Source organism: Ruegeria sp. HKCCA5929 (assembly GCF_013034525.1).
Classification (GTDB): domain Bacteria; phylum Pseudomonadota; class Alphaproteobacteria; order Rhodobacterales; family Rhodobacteraceae; genus Ruegeria.
The window spans coordinates 169770-186318 of the sequence record NZ_WQGE01000001.1; the positions used below are offsets into that span (position 1 = coordinate 169770).

The 16549-nt window shown below is 56.7% G+C and carries 17 protein-coding genes; 12 read left to right on the forward strand and 5 right to left on the reverse strand.

Going from position 1 to position 16549, the window contains the following annotated elements:
* The first annotated feature begins 55 nt into the window (after positions 1-55).
* From GOV90_RS00860 to GOV90_RS00870, 3 genes are read left to right on the forward strand one after another with little or no spacing between them, the layout of a single operon-like run.
* The gene (locus tag GOV90_RS00860; protein WP_171089425.1) at positions 56-727 is read left to right on the forward strand and encodes a class I SAM-dependent methyltransferase; all 672 of its coding nucleotides are present in this window, start codon (positions 56-58) and stop codon (positions 725-727) included.
* 22 nt (positions 728-749) lie between these two features.
* Positions 750-1802: a glycosyltransferase family 2 protein gene (locus GOV90_RS00865; protein ID WP_253284723.1), complete on the forward strand. Its 1053-nt coding sequence runs from the start codon at positions 750-752 to the stop codon at positions 1800-1802.
* 25 nt (positions 1803-1827) lie between these two features.
* Positions 1828-3729 carry an ATP-grasp fold amidoligase family protein gene (locus GOV90_RS00870; RefSeq protein ID WP_171089429.1) on the forward strand — a complete coding sequence of 634 codons (1902 nt, stop codon included), beginning with the start codon at positions 1828-1830 and terminating at the stop codon, positions 3727-3729.
* 44 nt (positions 3730-3773) lie between these two features.
* On the opposite strand, the gene GOV90_RS00875 is transcribed toward GOV90_RS00870, so the two are convergent.
* Complete coding sequence (locus GOV90_RS00875; protein ID WP_171089432.1) at positions 3774-4076, reverse strand: DUF6476 family protein; 303 nt, start codon at positions 4074-4076, stop codon at positions 3774-3776.
* On the opposite strand from GOV90_RS00875, the gene GOV90_RS00880 reads away from it, so the two are divergent.
* From GOV90_RS00880 to GOV90_RS00900, 5 genes are all read left to right on the forward strand, one after another.
* Positions 4075-5112, forward strand: a complete 1038-nt coding sequence (locus GOV90_RS00880) for an RluA family pseudouridine synthase (RefSeq protein WP_171089433.1) — start codon at positions 4075-4077, stop codon at positions 5110-5112. The two genes, GOV90_RS00875 and GOV90_RS00880, sit on opposite strands and share 2 nt — an antisense overlap.
* A gap of 142 nt (positions 5113-5254) precedes the next feature.
* On the forward strand, positions 5255-6151 hold the full coding sequence (rpoH, locus tag GOV90_RS00885; protein ID WP_171089435.1) for an RNA polymerase sigma factor RpoH: 897 nt from the start codon (positions 5255-5257) through the stop codon (positions 6149-6151).
* 157 nt (positions 6152-6308) lie between these two features.
* Positions 6309-7283 carry a Gfo/Idh/MocA family protein gene (locus GOV90_RS00890; RefSeq protein WP_171089437.1) on the forward strand — a complete coding sequence of 325 codons (975 nt, stop codon included), beginning with the start codon at positions 6309-6311 and terminating at the stop codon, positions 7281-7283.
* A gap of 58 nt (positions 7284-7341) precedes the next feature.
* A complete protein-coding gene (locus GOV90_RS00895; RefSeq protein WP_171089440.1) occupies positions 7342-7611 on the forward strand; it encodes a DksA/TraR family C4-type zinc finger protein in 270 nt (89 codons plus the stop codon).
* Positions 7612-7642: 31 nt separating this feature from the next.
* Positions 7643-8503, forward strand: coding sequence for a DMT family transporter (locus tag GOV90_RS00900; RefSeq protein WP_171089442.1), 861 nt, complete (start codon positions 7643-7645; stop codon positions 8501-8503).
* Between the two features lie 10 nt (positions 8504-8513).
* Here GOV90_RS00900 and GOV90_RS00905 read toward each other — a convergent pair whose 3' ends face one another.
* The 4 genes from GOV90_RS00905 to GOV90_RS00920 form a co-directional block, all read right to left on the reverse strand.
* Positions 8514-8996: a GNAT family N-acetyltransferase gene (locus GOV90_RS00905; protein ID WP_171172803.1), complete on the reverse strand. Its 483-nt coding sequence runs from the start codon at positions 8994-8996 to the stop codon at positions 8514-8516.
* Entirely contained in the window at positions 8993-10813 is a 1821-nt protein-coding gene (locus GOV90_RS00910) for a M3 family oligoendopeptidase (RefSeq protein WP_171089446.1), read from the reverse strand. Before GOV90_RS00910 ends, GOV90_RS00905 begins: the two co-directional genes overlap by 4 nt.
* A gap of 110 nt (positions 10814-10923) precedes the next feature.
* Positions 10924-11874, reverse strand: a complete 951-nt coding sequence (locus GOV90_RS00915; protein ID WP_171105195.1) for an alpha/beta fold hydrolase — start codon at positions 11872-11874, stop codon at positions 10924-10926.
* A complete protein-coding gene (locus GOV90_RS00920; RefSeq protein WP_171089449.1) occupies positions 11874-12164 on the reverse strand; it encodes an SCP2 sterol-binding domain-containing protein in 291 nt (96 codons plus the stop codon). Before GOV90_RS00920 ends, GOV90_RS00915 begins: the two co-directional genes overlap by 1 nt.
* 30 nt (positions 12165-12194) lie before the next feature.
* On the opposite strand from GOV90_RS00920, the gene GOV90_RS00925 reads away from it, so the two are divergent.
* From GOV90_RS00925 to fdxA, 4 genes are all read left to right on the forward strand, one after another.
* The gene (locus GOV90_RS00925) at positions 12195-12803 is read left to right on the forward strand and encodes a tetratricopeptide repeat protein (RefSeq protein ID WP_171089451.1); all 609 of its coding nucleotides are present in this window, start codon (positions 12195-12197) and stop codon (positions 12801-12803) included.
* A gap of 18 nt (positions 12804-12821) precedes the next feature.
* The gene (locus tag GOV90_RS00930) at positions 12822-15638 is read left to right on the forward strand and encodes a DEAD/DEAH box helicase (RefSeq protein ID WP_174825367.1); all 2817 of its coding nucleotides are present in this window, start codon (positions 12822-12824) and stop codon (positions 15636-15638) included.
* A 6-nt stretch (positions 15639-15644) separates the two neighbouring features.
* Complete coding sequence (locus GOV90_RS00935) at positions 15645-16010, forward strand: RNA-binding S4 domain-containing protein (protein ID WP_171089455.1); 366 nt, start codon at positions 15645-15647, stop codon at positions 16008-16010.
* A 66-nt stretch (positions 16011-16076) separates the two neighbouring features.
* On the forward strand, positions 16077-16415 hold the full coding sequence (fdxA, locus tag GOV90_RS00940) for a ferredoxin FdxA (protein WP_074735041.1): 339 nt from the start codon (positions 16077-16079) through the stop codon (positions 16413-16415).
* Positions 16416-16549: the final 134 nt, after the last annotated feature.

The window sequence follows — 16549 nt, forward strand, 5'->3', positions numbered from 1 at the left end:
AAGTGGGGTGGTCGCATCGTTTTGATGCCTGCTTCGAACACAGAACGAGGTTGAGATGGCAAACGAACCCCAGATCATTGGTGCTGCGCCGGGGCGTAAGGAAAAGCCGCAGGCCGACAAGGCAACCAAGCGCAAGAACACCAAGGATGCAATCCGCCGCACGTTTCTGTCGCGCCTTCCAAAAGGAGGTGTCGCAGTTGAAATCGGTGTCTGGCAAGGAGAGTTCTCGCCGACCATTCTCAAACTGATTGAGCCCAGTCAGCTGTTTCTTATCGATCCTTGGAAACACATCGGGGAAGAGTCGCACACAACCGCATTTGTTGGCCGGACCGAAGACGAAAAGATGGAGGCCATCTTCCAGAAAGTGGTCAAGTCGTTCGAAAAAGAGATTGAAGAGGGCAAGGTCGGTATCATCCGGGATTTCTCGGTGCCTGCGCTTGAACTGTTTGATGACGAAAGCATCTCGTTTGCCTATGTCGATGGCGACCACTCTTATGAAGGCGTGACTGCCGATCTGGCGGCACTGTTTCCCAAGATCAAACCTGGCGGGATCATGGCCTTTGATGACTACCACCGTCGGGGCTGGTGGGGTGATGGCGTCATCCGGGCGGTGAACGAGTTTCTTGGTAAGTATCCACGCGCGTTGCGCATCCGGGCAATTGCCGGTGCTCAGATCGCCATTGAAAAGATTGTTCCGCAGGATGACAGCAAAGGGCAGGCCAGTTAAGCGACGGGATTGAGTGGCAGCGATGGTTAAGCCTGAAAAAATCCTCATCACGGCGATGAAGAACGAGGGGCCCTATATTCTGGAATGGGTCGCCCATCACAAGGTTTTGGGGTTCGACCGGATCATTGTCTACACCAACGATTGTACGGACGGCACAAACCAAATACTTCGCCGTTTGCAGGACTTGGGCCATGTCGAGTTTCACAAAAACCGCGTTGGAACAGGTGGGATTCACCGGTCCGCTCTCAGACAGGCGCGCCGTCTGCCGGTCGTGAAAGAGGCCAAGTGGATTTACGTGGGCGATGCGGACGAGTTTCTGAACATTCACGTCGGCAATAACAAGCTGGACGACCTGATCGAAGCGACACCGGGGGTCGATGTCATCTCGATCCCGTGGAAGATTTTTTCGAACAACGGTCGACACGTGATGCGTGATACGCCTGTGACGCAGCAATTCTTTGACGGTGAGTTGGACTATGAACAGGGTGGGGCAGGGCGCCGTTTTGTGAAATCCATGTTCCGGCAAGGTGAAGTTTATTTACGCTATGGGCTTCACAACCCTCATCCCCGGGCCGAGTTTCAGGCGGCGGTATTCCGTTCCGTGCCCGGAGGGCATGCCAAAGAACCCGCGCCTTTTGGCAATCACGTCTCGCCACCCTTTGGCTTTGAAATCGCGCAAATAAATCACTACGCGGTTCGATCTACTCAAGCTTACCTGGCCAAACGAAGTCGGGGCAGGGCGAACCACTCATCTCAGACGCTTGGTACGGACTATTGGGATCGCTGGAACCGCGGCGGCGCAACGGATGAAACTATCCTGCGATACAAGGATGAGGTTGACGCGGTGTTAGAGGAGTTTCGAGCGGATGACCGGCTTAAACGGTTACACAGAAAGTCTTTCCGCTGGCACAAGGCGCTGATCAACGATCTTCTGAAACAGCCAGATTACAACGAACTGTACCAGAAACTGCTGGCAAAACCGGCGGTGGAGTTTGTCAAAAAAGACCGCATCGTGCGGGAGCGGCTTTCGGCAGAGCCCACCCCTGCATCCGGTGAACAGACGCCAGAAACCTAACAGATCACCCCTCGGAGAAAAAACTATGGTTGCGGATCGCTCTCTTCCGACGATTGGGATGCTCTGGATGGAAGGCCGTCTGAGCTTTCTGGAACAGATGTGCATGCTTTCGTTTATCGAACAGGGCCACAGGCTGGTTTTGTTTCACTATGGGCAGGTCGAAAACGTACCGTCTGGCGTTGAATTGGTATCTGCCAACGAAGTGCACGAGCCGAAACAGTTCATCATGAACAACCAATTCAAAACGCCGGTTCCGCAATCTGACATCTTCAGATTACAGTTGATGAAAAAGACGGATTTCCTGTGGTGCGATACGGATGTGGTGGCACTGTCTCCGATCCCTTGGGCTGATCACATCTTTGGCTACTTCAACAGAGACACGATCTGTAATGCCGTGATGCGGCTGCCCTCGGACAGTCCGGCACTGGACGCGTATATTGAGTACAGCAATGATCCTTACCCGATCCGTCCCTGGGTCGAAGGTGATGAACGGGCAGAGCTTGAGCGGATGAAGCGCGCCGGCGAGTTGCCGCATGCTTCGGATCAAGAGCACAGCGTTTACGGACCGGGTGTCATGACATGGTATCTGCGCCAACATGACGAACTGAAACATGCCAGTCCAATCCCGGTGTTTTATCCGTTGCCGTTCCGTCAGGCCGGGCAAGCCAACGATATTCACGTCCGAGAGTTCAGAAAGACATACATCAAGGACGACACTCTTGCGGTGCACCTGTGGGGTCGCCGGATGCGGTGGTGGATCGCAAATGGCATCAAACGGCATTCTTTCCTGGACAGACGCTTGCGAAACCTGGGCATCCGAGCAAGCGATGCGCCTCTGCCGCGCCATGGCAGAAAGGGGCCCAAACCGATCGAGTTTCCGGCCGACCTGCCCGCGTTACGGCCAACAACAGTAGACATCCGAAAAGCCACAGGCGGTGCAATGTCTACGGCCCTGCTGTCAGACAGAGAAGACTATTTGAAAGTCGCGCAGGCAGAGCTGGACAGGATCCAGTCTGACAATCTCTATGGCGTGAATGATCTGCCCCGTCCGGGCCGTTTGCGTGGCTGGGATCACTACGGCAGTGAGGCTGCGCGTCTGAATGCGCTTGCCATGTCGCTGTTCAACTATGCCGAAAGCCACCGCCGTCTACCTGATCTCTGCGCGCCGAAAACCTTTTCGGAAAAGCTGTTGGTGATGAAGCTGTTTGGTGTTGTTCCCGAAGCGCTTGTCGCAGAACAAGACAAAACAGTGGAGCAGGTGCCGGACGGTCTGACTGTGCCAAGGTGTGTATGGCATTCACACATACCGACCCTGCCTGAAGCGCTTTCTGACGAGCCCGGTGAATACAGCCTGAAAGGCTCGGCCAGCGTTGCGCACAGGATTGGCGTGTCGCTTCCGCTGGATGACGCTGAGCGCGACGCGGCAAACAATCAGATGGCCGCGTGGCACAAAACCAAAACGCCGGAAGGGTTCTGGACCGGGGACTGGTGGCGCGTTACCCGGCAGCCCAACTATTGTCTTGAGGAAGATCTGACAGCCGGTGAACACACAGTCACCGATTGGAAGTTCTGGGTGATCGCTGGCTGTGTTCATTTGGTGCAGGTCGACCGTGACCGGGGGCGCGGACGCATTCAGATGCTGCACGACCGAGACTATACATTCCGTCCAGATGAGTTGTTTTTCCCAACCAGTTCGGACACAGAGCCGCGGCCCGCGCAATTCGACGAGATGGTCGGGATCGCAGAAGCTCTGGCGCAAGAGGTCGAATTTGCCAGAGTAGATTTGAGCTTGGTGGGGGAAAGGATCTGCCTGCGCGAGGTTACTCTGTCTCCGCTTGTCGGAAAACTGAAAATACGGTCAGACGCGCTGGATCAGCGATTGGGCGCGGCGTGGGTTGGTACGTCGTTGTTCCCGAACGAAAATTAAGCTGCATGCCAAATCTGGTATGGGGGCAAGGCGTTCGCTCTTGCTTACTCGACCACTATTTCCTGACGCAGCTTTCCGGTCGTTTTGTCAAAGATCAGAACACGGTTGTCATCCGTGACAACCGCGTACCAGTTAGAGCCGATGGTCAGCGCCTGGGCCTTCGCACCGTCCGGCAACTCGATCTGATCCGGAAGGGTGGGGGTGCGGTCCGATAGGCGGATGACAATCAGGGCGAATGTCACTAGAACCCCGCCAATCATCACCGCGGTCAACAACATGACCATCCGCCGCAGCAATCGCAGCTGCGGTGTTTCCTGCGGTTCTTGGGGTTCGGAAGGGACAGTCATGGGCACCCGCCAGATTGAGTTTCAGATCGCGGCTGATCCGCCGTCACGCCTTGATAAGGCGCTTTCAAGGGATGTGCCAGATGGTGAAAACCTGTCGCGCACCCGGCTCGCGCGCCTGATCGAAGAAGGTGCCGTCCAGATCGATGGGCGCGAGGCGCGTGACCCTAAGGCAAAAGTTGCGGAAGGAGCGCAGGTTACCATTGTCGTGGCCGAGGCCGAGGACAGCCATATCGGCCCCGAAGACATCCCGCTTGAGGTCGTCTTTGAAGATGCGGATGTGATTGTTGTGAACAAACCCGCAGGCATGGTCGTGCATCCCGCGCCGGGTTCGCCCAGCGGTACGCTGGTAAACGCGCTGCTGCACCATTGCGGGGATGATCTGTCAGGTGTTGGTGGGGTCAAGCGCCCGGGCATCGTGCATCGCATCGACAAGGAAACCAGTGGCCTTTTGGTGGTGGCAAAATCGGACGCTGCACACCACGGCCTGGCCGAGCAATTCGCAGCCCATAGTGTCGAACGGTATTACCGCGCCGTTTGCTACGGGGTGCCGGACGCCAACGATCCACGTTTGCGCGGTGTCAAAGGGGTCAGTTTCGAACCCGGCAACATCATGCGCGTGACCACGCAGCTTGCGCGGCACAAGACCGACCGTCAGAGGCAGGCTGTTCTCTTCCATGGGGGTCGCCACGCAGTAACGCGTGCACGGGTCGTTGAGAGTTTTGGTACACCCGCAGGGCTGGCTCTGATCGAATGCTGGCTGGAAACCGGACGCACCCATCAAATCCGGGTCCATATGGCCCATGCAGGGCATGGGCTGGTCGGAGACCCGGTTTACGGCGGCAAGCGCAAGCTGTCTGCCAAGGCCTTTTCGGTTTCGGCTGCTGAATCTGTCCGCGATTTCCCGCGTCAGGCCCTTCATGCAGCGGTTTTAGGTTTCGAACACCCGGTGACCGGCGAAAACCTGCGGTTCGAGGCCGACCTGCCGCAAGATATGAAATCCCTGATTGCAGGCCTGCGCACACCAGTGTCACAATAAGCAAAGTCCCGTGAGAAAGAGTTTCTTATCTTCCCTTAACAGAAGTTTAATTTCAGACTGATAGCAGCACCTCTTGAATAGGCAGGGTTCCTTACCCATATCCTATGTTAAAGACTTAAACATTTGTCGGAGGGACATCATAATGGCAAACTACGCAAATCTCCCCGCACCGACGCCCGAGGGCGGCCTGAATCGCTATATGCAGGAAATCCGCAAGTTTCCTCTGCTGGAGCCGGAAGAAGAATACATGCTGGCCAAGCGCTGGGTCGAAGAGCAGGATACTGAAGCCGCACATAAGATGGTGACATCTCACCTGCGTCTGGCGGCCAAAATCGCTATGGGTTATCGCGGCTACGGACTGCCGCAGGCCGAAGTGATCTCCGAGGCGAATGTCGGCCTGATGCAGGCGGTGAAACGGTTTGACCCTGAAAAAGGCTTCCGTCTGGCAACCTACGCCATGTGGTGGATCCGCGCCTCGATCCAGGAATATATCCTGCGGTCGTGGTCATTGGTGAAGCTGGGTACAACCTCGGCTCAGAAAAAACTGTTCTTCAACCTGCGCAAGGCCAAGGCCCGTATCGGCGCGTTGGAAGAGGGCGACCTGCGTCCTGAAAATGTCAAACAGATCGCCAATGATCTTGGCGTGACCGAAGAAGAAGTCATCAGCATGAACCGCCGTATGTCCGGTGGGGATGCCTCGCTGAACGCGACCGTAGGGTCCGAAGGTGAAGGCACGATGCAATGGCAGGATTGGCTGGAAGATGAAGATGCCGATCAGGCGGGCGACTATGAAGCGCGCGACGAACTGGAAGCACGCCGCGAGTTGCTGACTGCTGCTCTGGATGTGCTGAACGATCGGGAAAAGGACATCCTGACTCAGCGCCGGTTGATGGATCAGCCGGTGACTCTGGAAGAGCTGAGCACGCAGTATAACGTCAGCCGCGAACGTATCCGTCAGATCGAGGTGCGCGCGTTTGAGAAACTGCAAAAGAAAATGCGGGATTTGGCCCGCGAAAAAGGCATGCTGGCAACCAGCTGAGCTAAACACCAGCCCGCAATCTCTGCGGGCTGGTTTCGTTTTACCCCTTTGAAAATTCGTTATGGACCGTTGATCTATGTGACCGGATCGACCCGTGAATTGACTCGCGAACGCCAAAAGCGGCAGAGAGGTCACAAAGAAACGGATGGAGAGTGCGATGCAACAGCCTGTTCAGTTTGGCGTTTTGGGGGCCGCGAAATTCGCGCGCGAGCATATGGCTCCGGCAATACATGCAGCAAATGGAGCTCGTTTGGCTGCATTGGCAACATCTGACGTAGCAAAGGCAGATTCATTTCTGTCCTTTTGCCCGGACCTCAGGGTGTTGGACAGTTACGAGGCTTTGCTGTCAGATCCCGGCATCGACGCGGTCTATATCCCCTTGCCGAACCACATGCATGTCGAGTGGAGTCTAAGGGCAATGGACGCCGGTAAACATGTACTGTGCGAAAAACCAATGACCATGAAGGCCGCTGAGTTTGACCAACTGATCGCCAAGCGCGACCAGACCGGAGTGCTTGCGGCCGAAGCCTATATGATTGTGCATCACCCCCAGTGGCAGCTGGCACGTGATCTGATCGCGGATGGTGCCATCGGGAACTTGGTGCATGTGACCGGCGCGTTCAGTTTTGACAATCGGGCGGACACGGGGAACATTCGCAACCGGGCCGAAACGGGCGGCGGCGGATTGCGAGACATTGGTGTCTACGTCATCGGCGGCGCGCGCTTTGCCACTGGGGCAGAGCCTGTGGCGGTTCAATCTGCAATCCGCTGGCAGAACGACATAGACACCTTTACCGAAATCCGCGCCCAATTCCCTGGCTTTACTTATTCGGCTTACGTGTCCATCCGAATGCACCCTCATCAGGAAATGGTGTTTCATGGCGAGGGCGGTCTGATCCGTCTGACAACGCCTTTCAATGCGCGTGTGTTTGGCGAGGCACGGGTAGAGCTGCACCGCCCAGGTCTTGAAGTGCAAGTCACCAGGTTCCCTGCGGCAAACCATTACAAGTTGCAGGTAGAAGCGTTCTGCCGGTCGATCCGGGACGGTGCGGATTATCCCTGCCCACTAGAGTTTTCGCGCGGCACGCAAGAGGTGATTGATCGTGTGTTTGAAGACGCGGTGCCGCTGTAACTTGCTCAGAGCCTAGAGGCTCGGCTATCCTGTTGTTCCATGTTTCAGGAGGAAACCCATGGCAGGTGGCTGGGCACGCGATGGAGCGGTAAGCGAACAAATCGAAGCTTCGATTTCGGACGAGCTGGCGCGGATGCAAGCTCAGAAGCGCCCCGTCGGCGAAAGCCTGACCCATTGTGCGGAGTGTGAAGAGCCGATTCCGGAAAAGCGACGCGCTGCGTTGCCGGGCGTTAAGCTGTGTCTGGATTGCCAGCAAGACCGCGATGGCGTGACTAAAGTTCGGGGCGGAATGAACCGCCGGGGCTCTAAAGACAGCCAGCTGAAGTAAGTGCGGCTCAGTGATGCTCGGAACCAAACTGATGCAAAACGGTCTGGTCCTGGGGTTTCTGGCGGCGTTCCTTTGGGGCACGCACAGTGTCATCGTGCGCTATCTCACAAGTGATCTGGGCGGATTACAGATTGCTGTCACACGCCTGTTTATCGCCGCTCTGGCGATTTATTGCATGTTGCGGGTGATGCGGGTTTCTGTGTCGATTCAACTGGGCGATTGGAATTTTCGTCTGGCGGTACTGGCGACTGTGGTCAACTACATCCTGTTCCATATTGGCCTCGAGCACACAGGCGCGGCAAATGCGATGGTGCTCGAGAATACCGCGCCGTTCTTTGTTCTGGTTTTCCTCTATTTCTTTGCAGATACGAAGGTGACGCGCATAGACGTTTTGGCAACAGCACTCGCAATTTTTGGCGTTTTCTTAACGGTTTACCGGGATTTTCAGGGGGGCGGCGAACCTTTGTTCGGCGATCTTCTGGAAATCGGTGCGGGACTCAGCTGGGCTGTGTTTCTAATTTCCAGCAGCCGTGCAATGCGCAGTTCGAAATCGCCGGGAGAGAGGTTGAATTTCCTGTTCGGCATTTTCCTTTGTTCCGGCGTATTGCTGATACCAATGGCCGCCTTTTCATTGCAAATACCAACGGCCAACGACGTTTTGTTTTTGATCTTGTTGGGGGTTCTGCCAACCGCGTTGGCCTACTATCTTTGGTACGAGGCCGCCGCGCGGGTTTCGACTTTGACTGCGACGTTGCTTTTTGCAGCTTCGGTCGTGTTTACTTTTGTCAATTCGGCCTTGTTTTTGGGCGCAACAATCACGCCGCTTGCCATCGTGGGGGCGACGCTGATCGTAGGGGCTATCTTTCTGACATCAATGAAGAAAGCGGAATAGGCGTTCGTCGCTACACTGCCGTTGCTGATAAGGGCAGGGACATTATGTATTGGGGCCCGGCCTCGCCATGAGGCCAGATATCTCCGGTCTCTTCGAAACCAGCGCGGCGATACACAGCGACGGCAACGGGATTTTCGAGGTTTACGGTCAAAAACAGAGCATTCGCCTTTGGGTACAACGCAGGCAGGCATGTCCTCAACAGGCTCATGGCGGCGGCTCCATGCCCTTGGCCCTGAACGCTATGGTCGAGGATAACAGCCCTTAAGCCAAGATCGGTTTGAGAGGCAAAAGGATAGTCTTGCCAGTAAAAGCGATCGATTTTGAACAGGCCCACAGGGCGTTGGTTCAGCATTATTTGATGGAGATCGAACCGTTCGGCAGGCTCGGCCAAAGCTTCTTCTACAGTACCCGCGAATTTTAACTGATCGGGCCGCAGCGTGATACCCTCGACCCGGTCTGCCTCATTGCGGTTCAAAGGTTGGAGTGCAATCACCCCTCCATCGCTTCCAGCTCATCAATAAAGCCCGAGATCATCGACAGACCTTTGTCCCAGAATTTCGGATCGCTTGCGTCTAGGCCGAACGGGGCCAGAAGCTCTTTGTGATGTTTGGACCCACCGGCGCGCAACATTTCGAAATACTTGTCTTCAAACCCGTCCGCGCCGCTTTCGTAAACAGAATACAGCGCGTTCACGAGGCCATCGCCGAAGGCATAGGCGTAAACGTAGAAGGGTGAATGGACGAAATGCGGGATATAGGCCCAGAAGGTCTCGTACCCTTCCATGAATTCAAATGCGGGCCCAAGGCTTTCGGCCTGAACGCTCATCCACAGGGCGTTTATGTCGTCCGGAGTCAGTTCGCCCTCGCGACGCGCAGCATGCAGCTTGCATTCGAAGTCGTAGAAGGCGATCTGGCGGACCACAGTGTTGATCATGTCCTCGACCTTACCGGCCAGCAGGACCTTGCGTTGCTCTTGGGTTTCGGCCTGTTCCAACATCTTGCGGAAGGTCAGCATTTCGCCAAAGACAGACGCTGTTTCAGCCAGTGTCAGCGGGGTTGATGACAGCATCTCACCCTGATCGGCGGCCAGCACCTGATGCACGCCATGGCCCAGCTCGTGTGCAAGTGTCATCACGTCGCGCGGTTTGCCTAGATAGTTGAGCATCACATAGGGGTGGACATCAGTGACTGTCGGGTGGGCAAAAGCACCCGGCGCTTTGCCGGGTTTCACCGCTGCATCAATCCAGCCCTTTGAGAAGAAGGGCGATGCGATCTCTCCCATGCGTGGATCGAAGGCATTGTAAGCGTCCATGACGGTCTTTTCCGCCTCGTCCCAATTGACAACACGCGAGTCTTCCATAGGCAGTGGCGCGTTGCGGTCCCAGACCTGCATCACGTCAAGACCCAGCCATTTACGCTTCAGCTCATAATACCGGTGGCTCAGCTTGGGGTAGGCGGCCACAACGGCCTCGCGCAGCGCCTCGACCACTTCGGGCTCTACATCGTTCGACAGGTGACGCCCGGTTTGGGCGCTGGGCATGTTGCGCCAGCGGTCGACAATTTCCTTTTCCTTGGCCTGTGTGTTGTGAACACGGGCAAAGGTCTTGATGTTGTCCTGAAACACCGATGCCAGTTCCCGCGCAGCTGCTTCACGCTTGGCGCGGTCCTGCTCGGTCAACAGGTTCAGGGTGCCTTCGATGTTCAGCTCTTCGCCATTAACGTCAAAGGTCAGCCCGGCTATGGTTTCATCAAACAGACGTTCCCACGCATCGCCGACAACGCCCAAGTCGTGCAGGAACTTTTCCAGCTCATCGGACAGCTGATAGGGCTTCATCGCGCGGATGCGGCGGAAAACGGGCTCATAACGGGCCAGATCGGCATTGGCGTCGAAATGCGCCTTGAGCACGTCATCGTCGATACGGTTGAGTTCCAGCGTGAAAAACACAAGCGGCGTGGTGAAGATCGTGATTTTTTCCTGCATGTCCGACAGGAACTTGGCGCGCTCGGCATCCGTGGTCAGTTGATAATAGCGCAGACCGGCAAAGGACATGATGCGCCCGGCAATGGAATTGATCTTTTCGTTGCGCAACACACAGGCCAGCAAGCCGTCTGCGTCCAGATCGGCCAGTTTGCCTTCGTAGTCTGCGGCAAAGGCGGCGCATTCGCCTTCCAGCCAGCCCAAGTCGCGCTCAAGCTCGGGTGCGTCTTCCGAGGTGTATAGATCGCTCAGATCCCATTCCGGAAGGTTGCCAAGATTGTCGGCACCGCCCATTGCGTTTGCGTCTCGGACAGGAAAGGGAAGGTCGCGCATGGATCACCTTTTGTAGATAGCTTTTGCAAACATCTAGGGCTGGTGCGCGCAGATCACAAGCGGCCAGTCCAACAAGAGGCCAGACGGAAGCAGGGTTTTCGGATCGCAGTTTAACTGGTTCGATTGGACAGAAAATGCGCGGCCAACTGATCCAGAACCGGCCCGCGTACATCAGGGGCCTCCATGAGCACTTCGTGTTCGCCGTCTGGGATTTCTACGAGTGTACCGTTTGGCCAGTTTTTCATGCGCGCGCGTATGGCCTTGCGGTCGACGATTTGTTCATGTCTGCCAAGGAAGGTCAGGCCAGGTGTGTCAGGTGCGGGCTGCTCCATCAGCCATACACATTCGTCCAGCGATTCGCGCAACCAAAGATTCGAGGGTGCCCCAAGCGCCAATTCAGGATGGGCTTTCAATTGATCCTGCATCATCCGAAACATCGCCGGATCGCGGGTCAGCATATTGCCCTCGAAGGGTTGCGACAGAACATAGCTTTCCAGCGTTGTGGTTGGTGGCGTTTTTTCGCCAAGACCAAGTGCTGTGCCCCAATAGGCCGTTACGCGGCTGAGGGGTTTCATAACCGGGGTAAAGAAAATGCCCCACATCGGACCGGTGAAGGCGCAGGCTGCAAAGCACTTCTGCTCAATCACGGCGCGCAACCCAATGGCACCCCCCATCGAGTGTCCGATTACGAACCAGGGCTTCGGCAGATCAAGCGTTCGGGCAAGGTCAAGCGTGGCCTGAACGTCGCGCTGATAGTCTGTAAACTGATCGACATGTCCGACACGAGGGTCGTCCAGCAAGCGATCTGCCAGTCCCTGACCACGCCAATCAACAGCAAGCATGGCAAAACCGCGTTGGATGAACTCGGCAGCGGTGCTTCCGTATTTTTCGATGTATTCGGTTCGACCGGGAAACATCAGCACGGTGCCCTGCGCTTCGCCTTCAGGCAGCCAATGGCCAACGCGGATTCGAATCTGGTCCGAGGTCATCACCCAATGGGCATTCCCACCGGCGGGACCGCCGGCCACGTCTTCAAAGAAAGGGGCCGGCGTCAATTCCATCAGGCCAACACCGACGCAAGCTTCATCGCAACGCCCATGTCGCCGTCAATGGTCAGTTTGCCGGACATGAACGCACCGGTGGGGTTCAGTTCACCGCTGAGGATTTGTTCGAACGTGTCGGCGTCGGCGCTCATGGTCACGTCAGCGTCATCGTCGCTGACACGGGCACCGTCAGAATCCAGAACGATTGCGCCCAGATCGGCGATTGCAAACTTGGCCGAAGCATCAAACGCGCCGCCTTCCAGTTTTTCATTCAGCGCGGCTGCTGCCTTTTCAAGAATCTCGCTCATGCTTTTCCTCATTTTGTTAGTGCGCCGTGAATGGACATCCCCGGTCGCAACGCTACACTGACTATTGTTATGAGCATTGCAATCCACAATCTCAAAGGTACCGTTGCGGCACTTGCCGTTCTAGTCACGTTTTCCACCAGTTGCTTCGCGCAGCAGGCGGATTTGCGTGATGAAGACGCGCTGTTGCAGCAACTTGCCCAATCGACACCCGAACAAGCAATGGCCCTGGACAGGCAGCTGCAAGCCTTGTGGGCGCAATCCGGCTCAGCCTCCGCGGATCTACTGCTGGAGCGAGGTCGAGAAGCGCTTGAAGACGGGGACATAGATGCCGCGCTGGATCACCTGACGGCATTGACAGATCATGCGCCCGAGTTCGCCGAAGGCTGGCATGTACGCGCTTCGGCGTTTTTTGGGATCGAACGGTTTGGCATGGCAGCCGCCGATCTTGAACATGTACTGACCCTTAACCCCAACCACTACGAAGCGATTTATGGGCTGGGTTTGATCTTTGAAATCGTAGGAGAGCCTGAGAAAGCGTATGATGCTTATTCGCGGGCCTTGGCTATACATCCCCACCACGAAGAAGTAACCAATGCGGTGAATCGACTGAAGCCTCAAGTTGAAGGCGCAGCGCTGTAAGGTCCGGGGCAGGGGGCAATGGTGAGCGGGTCATCCCGAGTAGTGGCCGTATTGGGCCCGACAAACACAGGCAAAACCCATTACGCAATCGAACGGATGCTGGGGTACCGCACCGGCGTGATTGGTCTGCCGCTGCGGCTGTTGGCACGCGAGGTCTATGACAAGATTGTCGCTATTCGCGGACCGTCGGTTGTGGCTTTGGTCACGGGCGAAGAGCGCATCGTGCCGCCCCGCACGCAATATTGGGTCTGCACAGTCGAAGCCATGCCTGAAGGCATGGGAGCAGATTTTGTAGCAATCGACGAAATCCAGCTTTGTGCCGATCCCGAACGAGGTCATGTTTTTACCGATCGTCTGCTGCGGTCCCGTGGCACGAACGAGACGCTTTTCCTGGGTTCGGATACCATGCGCGGCCCCATCGCGGCGCTGGTTCCCGAAGTGCAGTTCGTCCGACGTGAACGGATGTCGCAGCTTGTCTATACAGGGTCCAAAAAGATCAGCCGGATGCCCGCGCGCAGCGCCATCGTCGGATTTTCGGTCGACAATGTTTATGCCATCGCGGAATTGCTGCGCCGTCAAAAAGGGGGGGCGGCGGTTGTCATGGGCGCGCTCAGCCCGCGAACGCGCAACGCTCAGGTTGACCTCTATCAGAATGGCGAGGTCGACTATCTGGTTGCCACCGACGCCATCGGGATGGGGCTGAACCTGGATGTGAACCACGTCGCGTTTTCATCCCTCACCAAATTTGACGGCCGCCGGATGCGCCCGCTGGCCCCGAACGAACTGGCGCAGATTGCGGGCCGGGCTGGTCGTGGGATGTCTGATGGCACCTTTGGCGTGACGGGCGAGGCTCCGCCGTTAGATGAAGGCGTGGCGCAGGCCATCATGGACAGCCGCTTTACGCCGATGAAAAAGCTGAACTGGCGGAATGCCGCCTTGCGGTTTGGCTCCATCGACGCGCTGATCACTTCGCTTGAGGCCAACCCAAATGACGAGCATCTGATCAAAGCACGCCCTGCGGACGACCTGAATGCGCTGAAATCCCTATCACAAGTGACCGAGATCGTTGCCCGCGCCAGCGACCCGCAATCGATCCGTTTATTGTGGGACGTGTGCCGAATCCCCGATTTTCGCGGCATCAGCCACGCAGAACACGCCAGCTTGCTTGAAGTGATCTATGGTCACCTGCACGAGCGCGGATCGATCCCGGATGATTTTATGGCGCGGCAGATTCGTCGTATCGACCAGACCCAGGGTGACATAGATGCGCTGTCCAAAAGGTTGGCATATATTCGCACTTGGACATATGTTGCGCAACGAAACGGCTGGGTCCGTGACGAATCGCATTGGCGTGACGAAACGCGCACTGTAGAAGACAGACTGTCAGACGCCTTACATGAGCGTTTGACTCAGAGATTTGTGGACCGGCGTACATCTGTTTTGCTGCGCCGGCTCAAACAGAAGGAGGCCCTTTTGGCCGAAGTAAATGACAAGGGTGAAGTGACCGTCGAAGGCGAATTCGTCGGTCGTCTGGAAGGGTTCCGGTTTACACCGGACAAAAGCGCGCAAGGGACCGAGGCGAAAGCTTTGAAATCGGCTTCTTTGCAAGCACTCGCGCCGCAATTCCATCTGCGCGCCGATCGCTTCTACAATGCGCCCGATACCGAAATTGATTTCACGGATCAGGGTGGCCTGATGTGGGGCGAATATGCCGTCGGCAAACTGGTTGCCGGGGCGGAACCTCTCAAGCCAATGGTCGAAGTTTTTGTGGACGAGTCCGCAGGGCCGGATGTCGAACAGAAAGTGCAGCGCCGATTGCAGCATTTCATCGACCGTAAGGTGGCGGCTCTGTTTGAACCGCTCTTGAACCTGTCGCGCGATGAAGAACTGACCGGTCTGGCAAAAGGGTTCGCGTTCCGCATGGTCGAAGCACTGGGCGTTCTGCCGCGTGCGCAGGTCGCGCAAGAGGTCAAGGATCTGGATCAGGATGCCCGAGGCGCGCTGCGCAAGCATGGCATCCGCTTTGGCCAGTTCACGATCTTCATGCCTCTGCTGCTGAAACCCGCACCCACGCGCTTGCGTCTGGTGCTGTGGGCGTTGTCCAGCGGTTTGCAGGAATTCCCCGAAGCGCCACCTCCGGGTCTGGTCACTGTGCCCGTCGCCAAGGATGCGCCGCAGGGCTATGACACCATGTGCGGTTACCGTGATGCGGGCGAGCGTTCGATCCGGATCGATATGCTGGAACGTCTGGCCGATATGCTGCGCGCCGAAGACAGCCGGGGCGGGTTCGAAGCCAAGCCGGACATGCTGTCGATCACCGGCATGACGTTGGAACAATTCGCAGACCTGATGCAGGGCCTGGGCTACAAGGCCGAGCGTGGCGAGCGTGAAAAGGTGAAAGCGGTCGCCGCTGAGCAACCTGCGGCGGAAGCGGCGGAACAGCCTGCCGCCGAAGATTCTGCGGCACCTGAGGCTACGTCGGAAGAGGCCGCCGCACCCGCCGAGGCGTCAGCCGAGGCCACGACAAGCACCGAGGCGGCAGCCGAGGCACCAGCACCTGACGCCGCACCGGATGAGCCTGAGGCCGAGGTTTTCTATAACTTCACCTGGGGCCGTCAACGCCAGCAAAACCGTGGCCCGCGCCGCGAGCAGGGGCAGGGCAAAGGCAAACCGCGTGGTAAACCGCAGGACGGTCGTGGCAAGCCGCACGGCAAGAAGGGCGGCAAACCACAGGGTGCGAAATCGTTCTCGGCGCGGCCTCCGAAGAAGGAAAAAGCCATTGATCCCGATAACCCGTTTGCAGCAGCGCTGATGGGTTTGAAGGACGGCAACTGATCCGTCATGGATCAGGCCAAACTGCGGATCGACAAATGGTTGTGGCAGGCGCGGTTCTTCAAGACCCGCAGCCTGGCCGCCAAACAGGTCAGCAGCGGCCATGTCAGATTGAACGGAACCCGGGTGCTGAAACCGGCGCAGGCTGTAGGTCCGGGTGACGTTCTGACCTTTCCGCAAGGGCGAATAGTGCGTGTTGTGCGTATCGAAAAACTCAGGGACCGCCGTGGTCCGGCCCCCGAGGCGCAAACGCTGTATTTCGATATGACCGAAAAGCAGGACGTACCGCCTAAGAATCCGGGTTTTGAGGGAAAAGGTCGTCCAACCAAGAAGGATCGGCGCGCTCTTGATCTTTCTCGCAAAGAAGATCGCTGATCCCATCTTGAAGAGAAGGCCAGACTGAATTAGCTAATCGCACAAACCGCAAACGGGAATCCGCTCATGACCTATGTTGTCACCGAAAACTGTATCGCCTGCAAATACACCGACTGTGTCGAAGTGTGCCCGGTGGACTGTTTCTATGAAGGTGAGAATACATTGGTTATTCACCCGGATGAATGCATCGATTGTGGCGTTTGTGAACCTGAGTGCCCGGCAGACGCAATCCGCCCGGATACTGAGCCGGGAATGGAGCAATGGGTCGAGTTCAATCGCAAGTTCTCGGAACAGTGGCCGGTGATTGTGACTAAGAAAGATCCGCTTCCCGACGCTGAAGAGCGCGACGGTGAAGAGGGCAAAATGGAGAAGTATTTCTCTGAGGCACCCGGCGAAGGCGGCTAAGCGATTCGCGACTGCAGCCTGACGTCTGGCACGAAGTTCACGAAGTAACCCGTTGAAGGTGCGTGTAATTCGAAAAATTCCCGTAGGGTAAACTTTCGGGTGTCATATTTTTGTGGTATACTCCTGACCTGTAT

Excerpts from the sequence above, each read along its gene's own strand:
- GOV90_RS00900 (WP_171089442.1), top strand. The coding sequence starts at position 7,643 with ATGCAAAACGGTCTGGTCCTGGGGTTTCTGGCGGCGTTCCTTTGGGGC.
- GOV90_RS00895 (WP_171089440.1), top strand. The coding sequence starts at position 7,342 with ATGGCAGGTGGCTGGGCACGCGATGGAGCGGTAAGCGAACAAATCGAA.
- GOV90_RS00930 (WP_174825367.1), top strand. The coding sequence starts at position 12,822 with ATGGTGAGCGGGTCATCCCGAGTAGTGGCCGTATTGGGCCCGACAAAC.
- GOV90_RS00935 (WP_171089455.1), top strand. The coding sequence starts at position 15,645 with ATGGATCAGGCCAAACTGCGGATCGACAAATGGTTGTGGCAGGCGCGG.
- GOV90_RS00880 (WP_171089433.1), top strand. The coding sequence starts at position 4,075 with ATGGGCACCCGCCAGATTGAGTTTCAGATCGCGGCTGATCCGCCGTCA.
- GOV90_RS00925 (WP_171089451.1), top strand. The coding sequence starts at position 12,195 with ATGGACATCCCCGGTCGCAACGCTACACTGACTATTGTTATGAGCATT.
- GOV90_RS00860 (WP_171089425.1), top strand. The coding sequence starts at position 56 with ATGGCAAACGAACCCCAGATCATTGGTGCTGCGCCGGGGCGTAAGGAA.
- GOV90_RS00920 (WP_171089449.1), bottom strand. The coding sequence starts at position 12,164 with ATGAGCGAGATTCTTGAAAAGGCAGCAGCCGCGCTGAATGAAAAACTG.
- rpoH (WP_171089435.1), top strand. The coding sequence starts at position 5,255 with ATGGCAAACTACGCAAATCTCCCCGCACCGACGCCCGAGGGCGGCCTG.
- GOV90_RS00915 (WP_171105195.1), bottom strand. The coding sequence starts at position 11,874 with ATGGAATTGACGCCGGCCCCTTTCTTTGAAGACGTGGCCGGCGGTCCC.
- GOV90_RS00910 (WP_171089446.1), bottom strand. The coding sequence starts at position 10,813 with ATGCGCGACCTTCCCTTTCCTGTCCGAGACGCAAACGCAATGGGCGGT.
- GOV90_RS00865 (WP_253284723.1), top strand. The coding sequence starts at position 750 with ATGGTTAAGCCTGAAAAAATCCTCATCACGGCGATGAAGAACGAGGGG.
- fdxA (WP_074735041.1), top strand. The coding sequence starts at position 16,077 with ATGACCTATGTTGTCACCGAAAACTGTATCGCCTGCAAATACACCGAC.
- GOV90_RS00875 (WP_171089432.1), bottom strand. The coding sequence starts at position 4,076 with ATGACTGTCCCTTCCGAACCCCAAGAACCGCAGGAAACACCGCAGCTG.
- GOV90_RS00890 (WP_171089437.1), top strand. The coding sequence starts at position 6,309 with ATGCAACAGCCTGTTCAGTTTGGCGTTTTGGGGGCCGCGAAATTCGCG.
- GOV90_RS00870 (WP_171089429.1), top strand. The coding sequence starts at position 1,828 with ATGGTTGCGGATCGCTCTCTTCCGACGATTGGGATGCTCTGGATGGAA.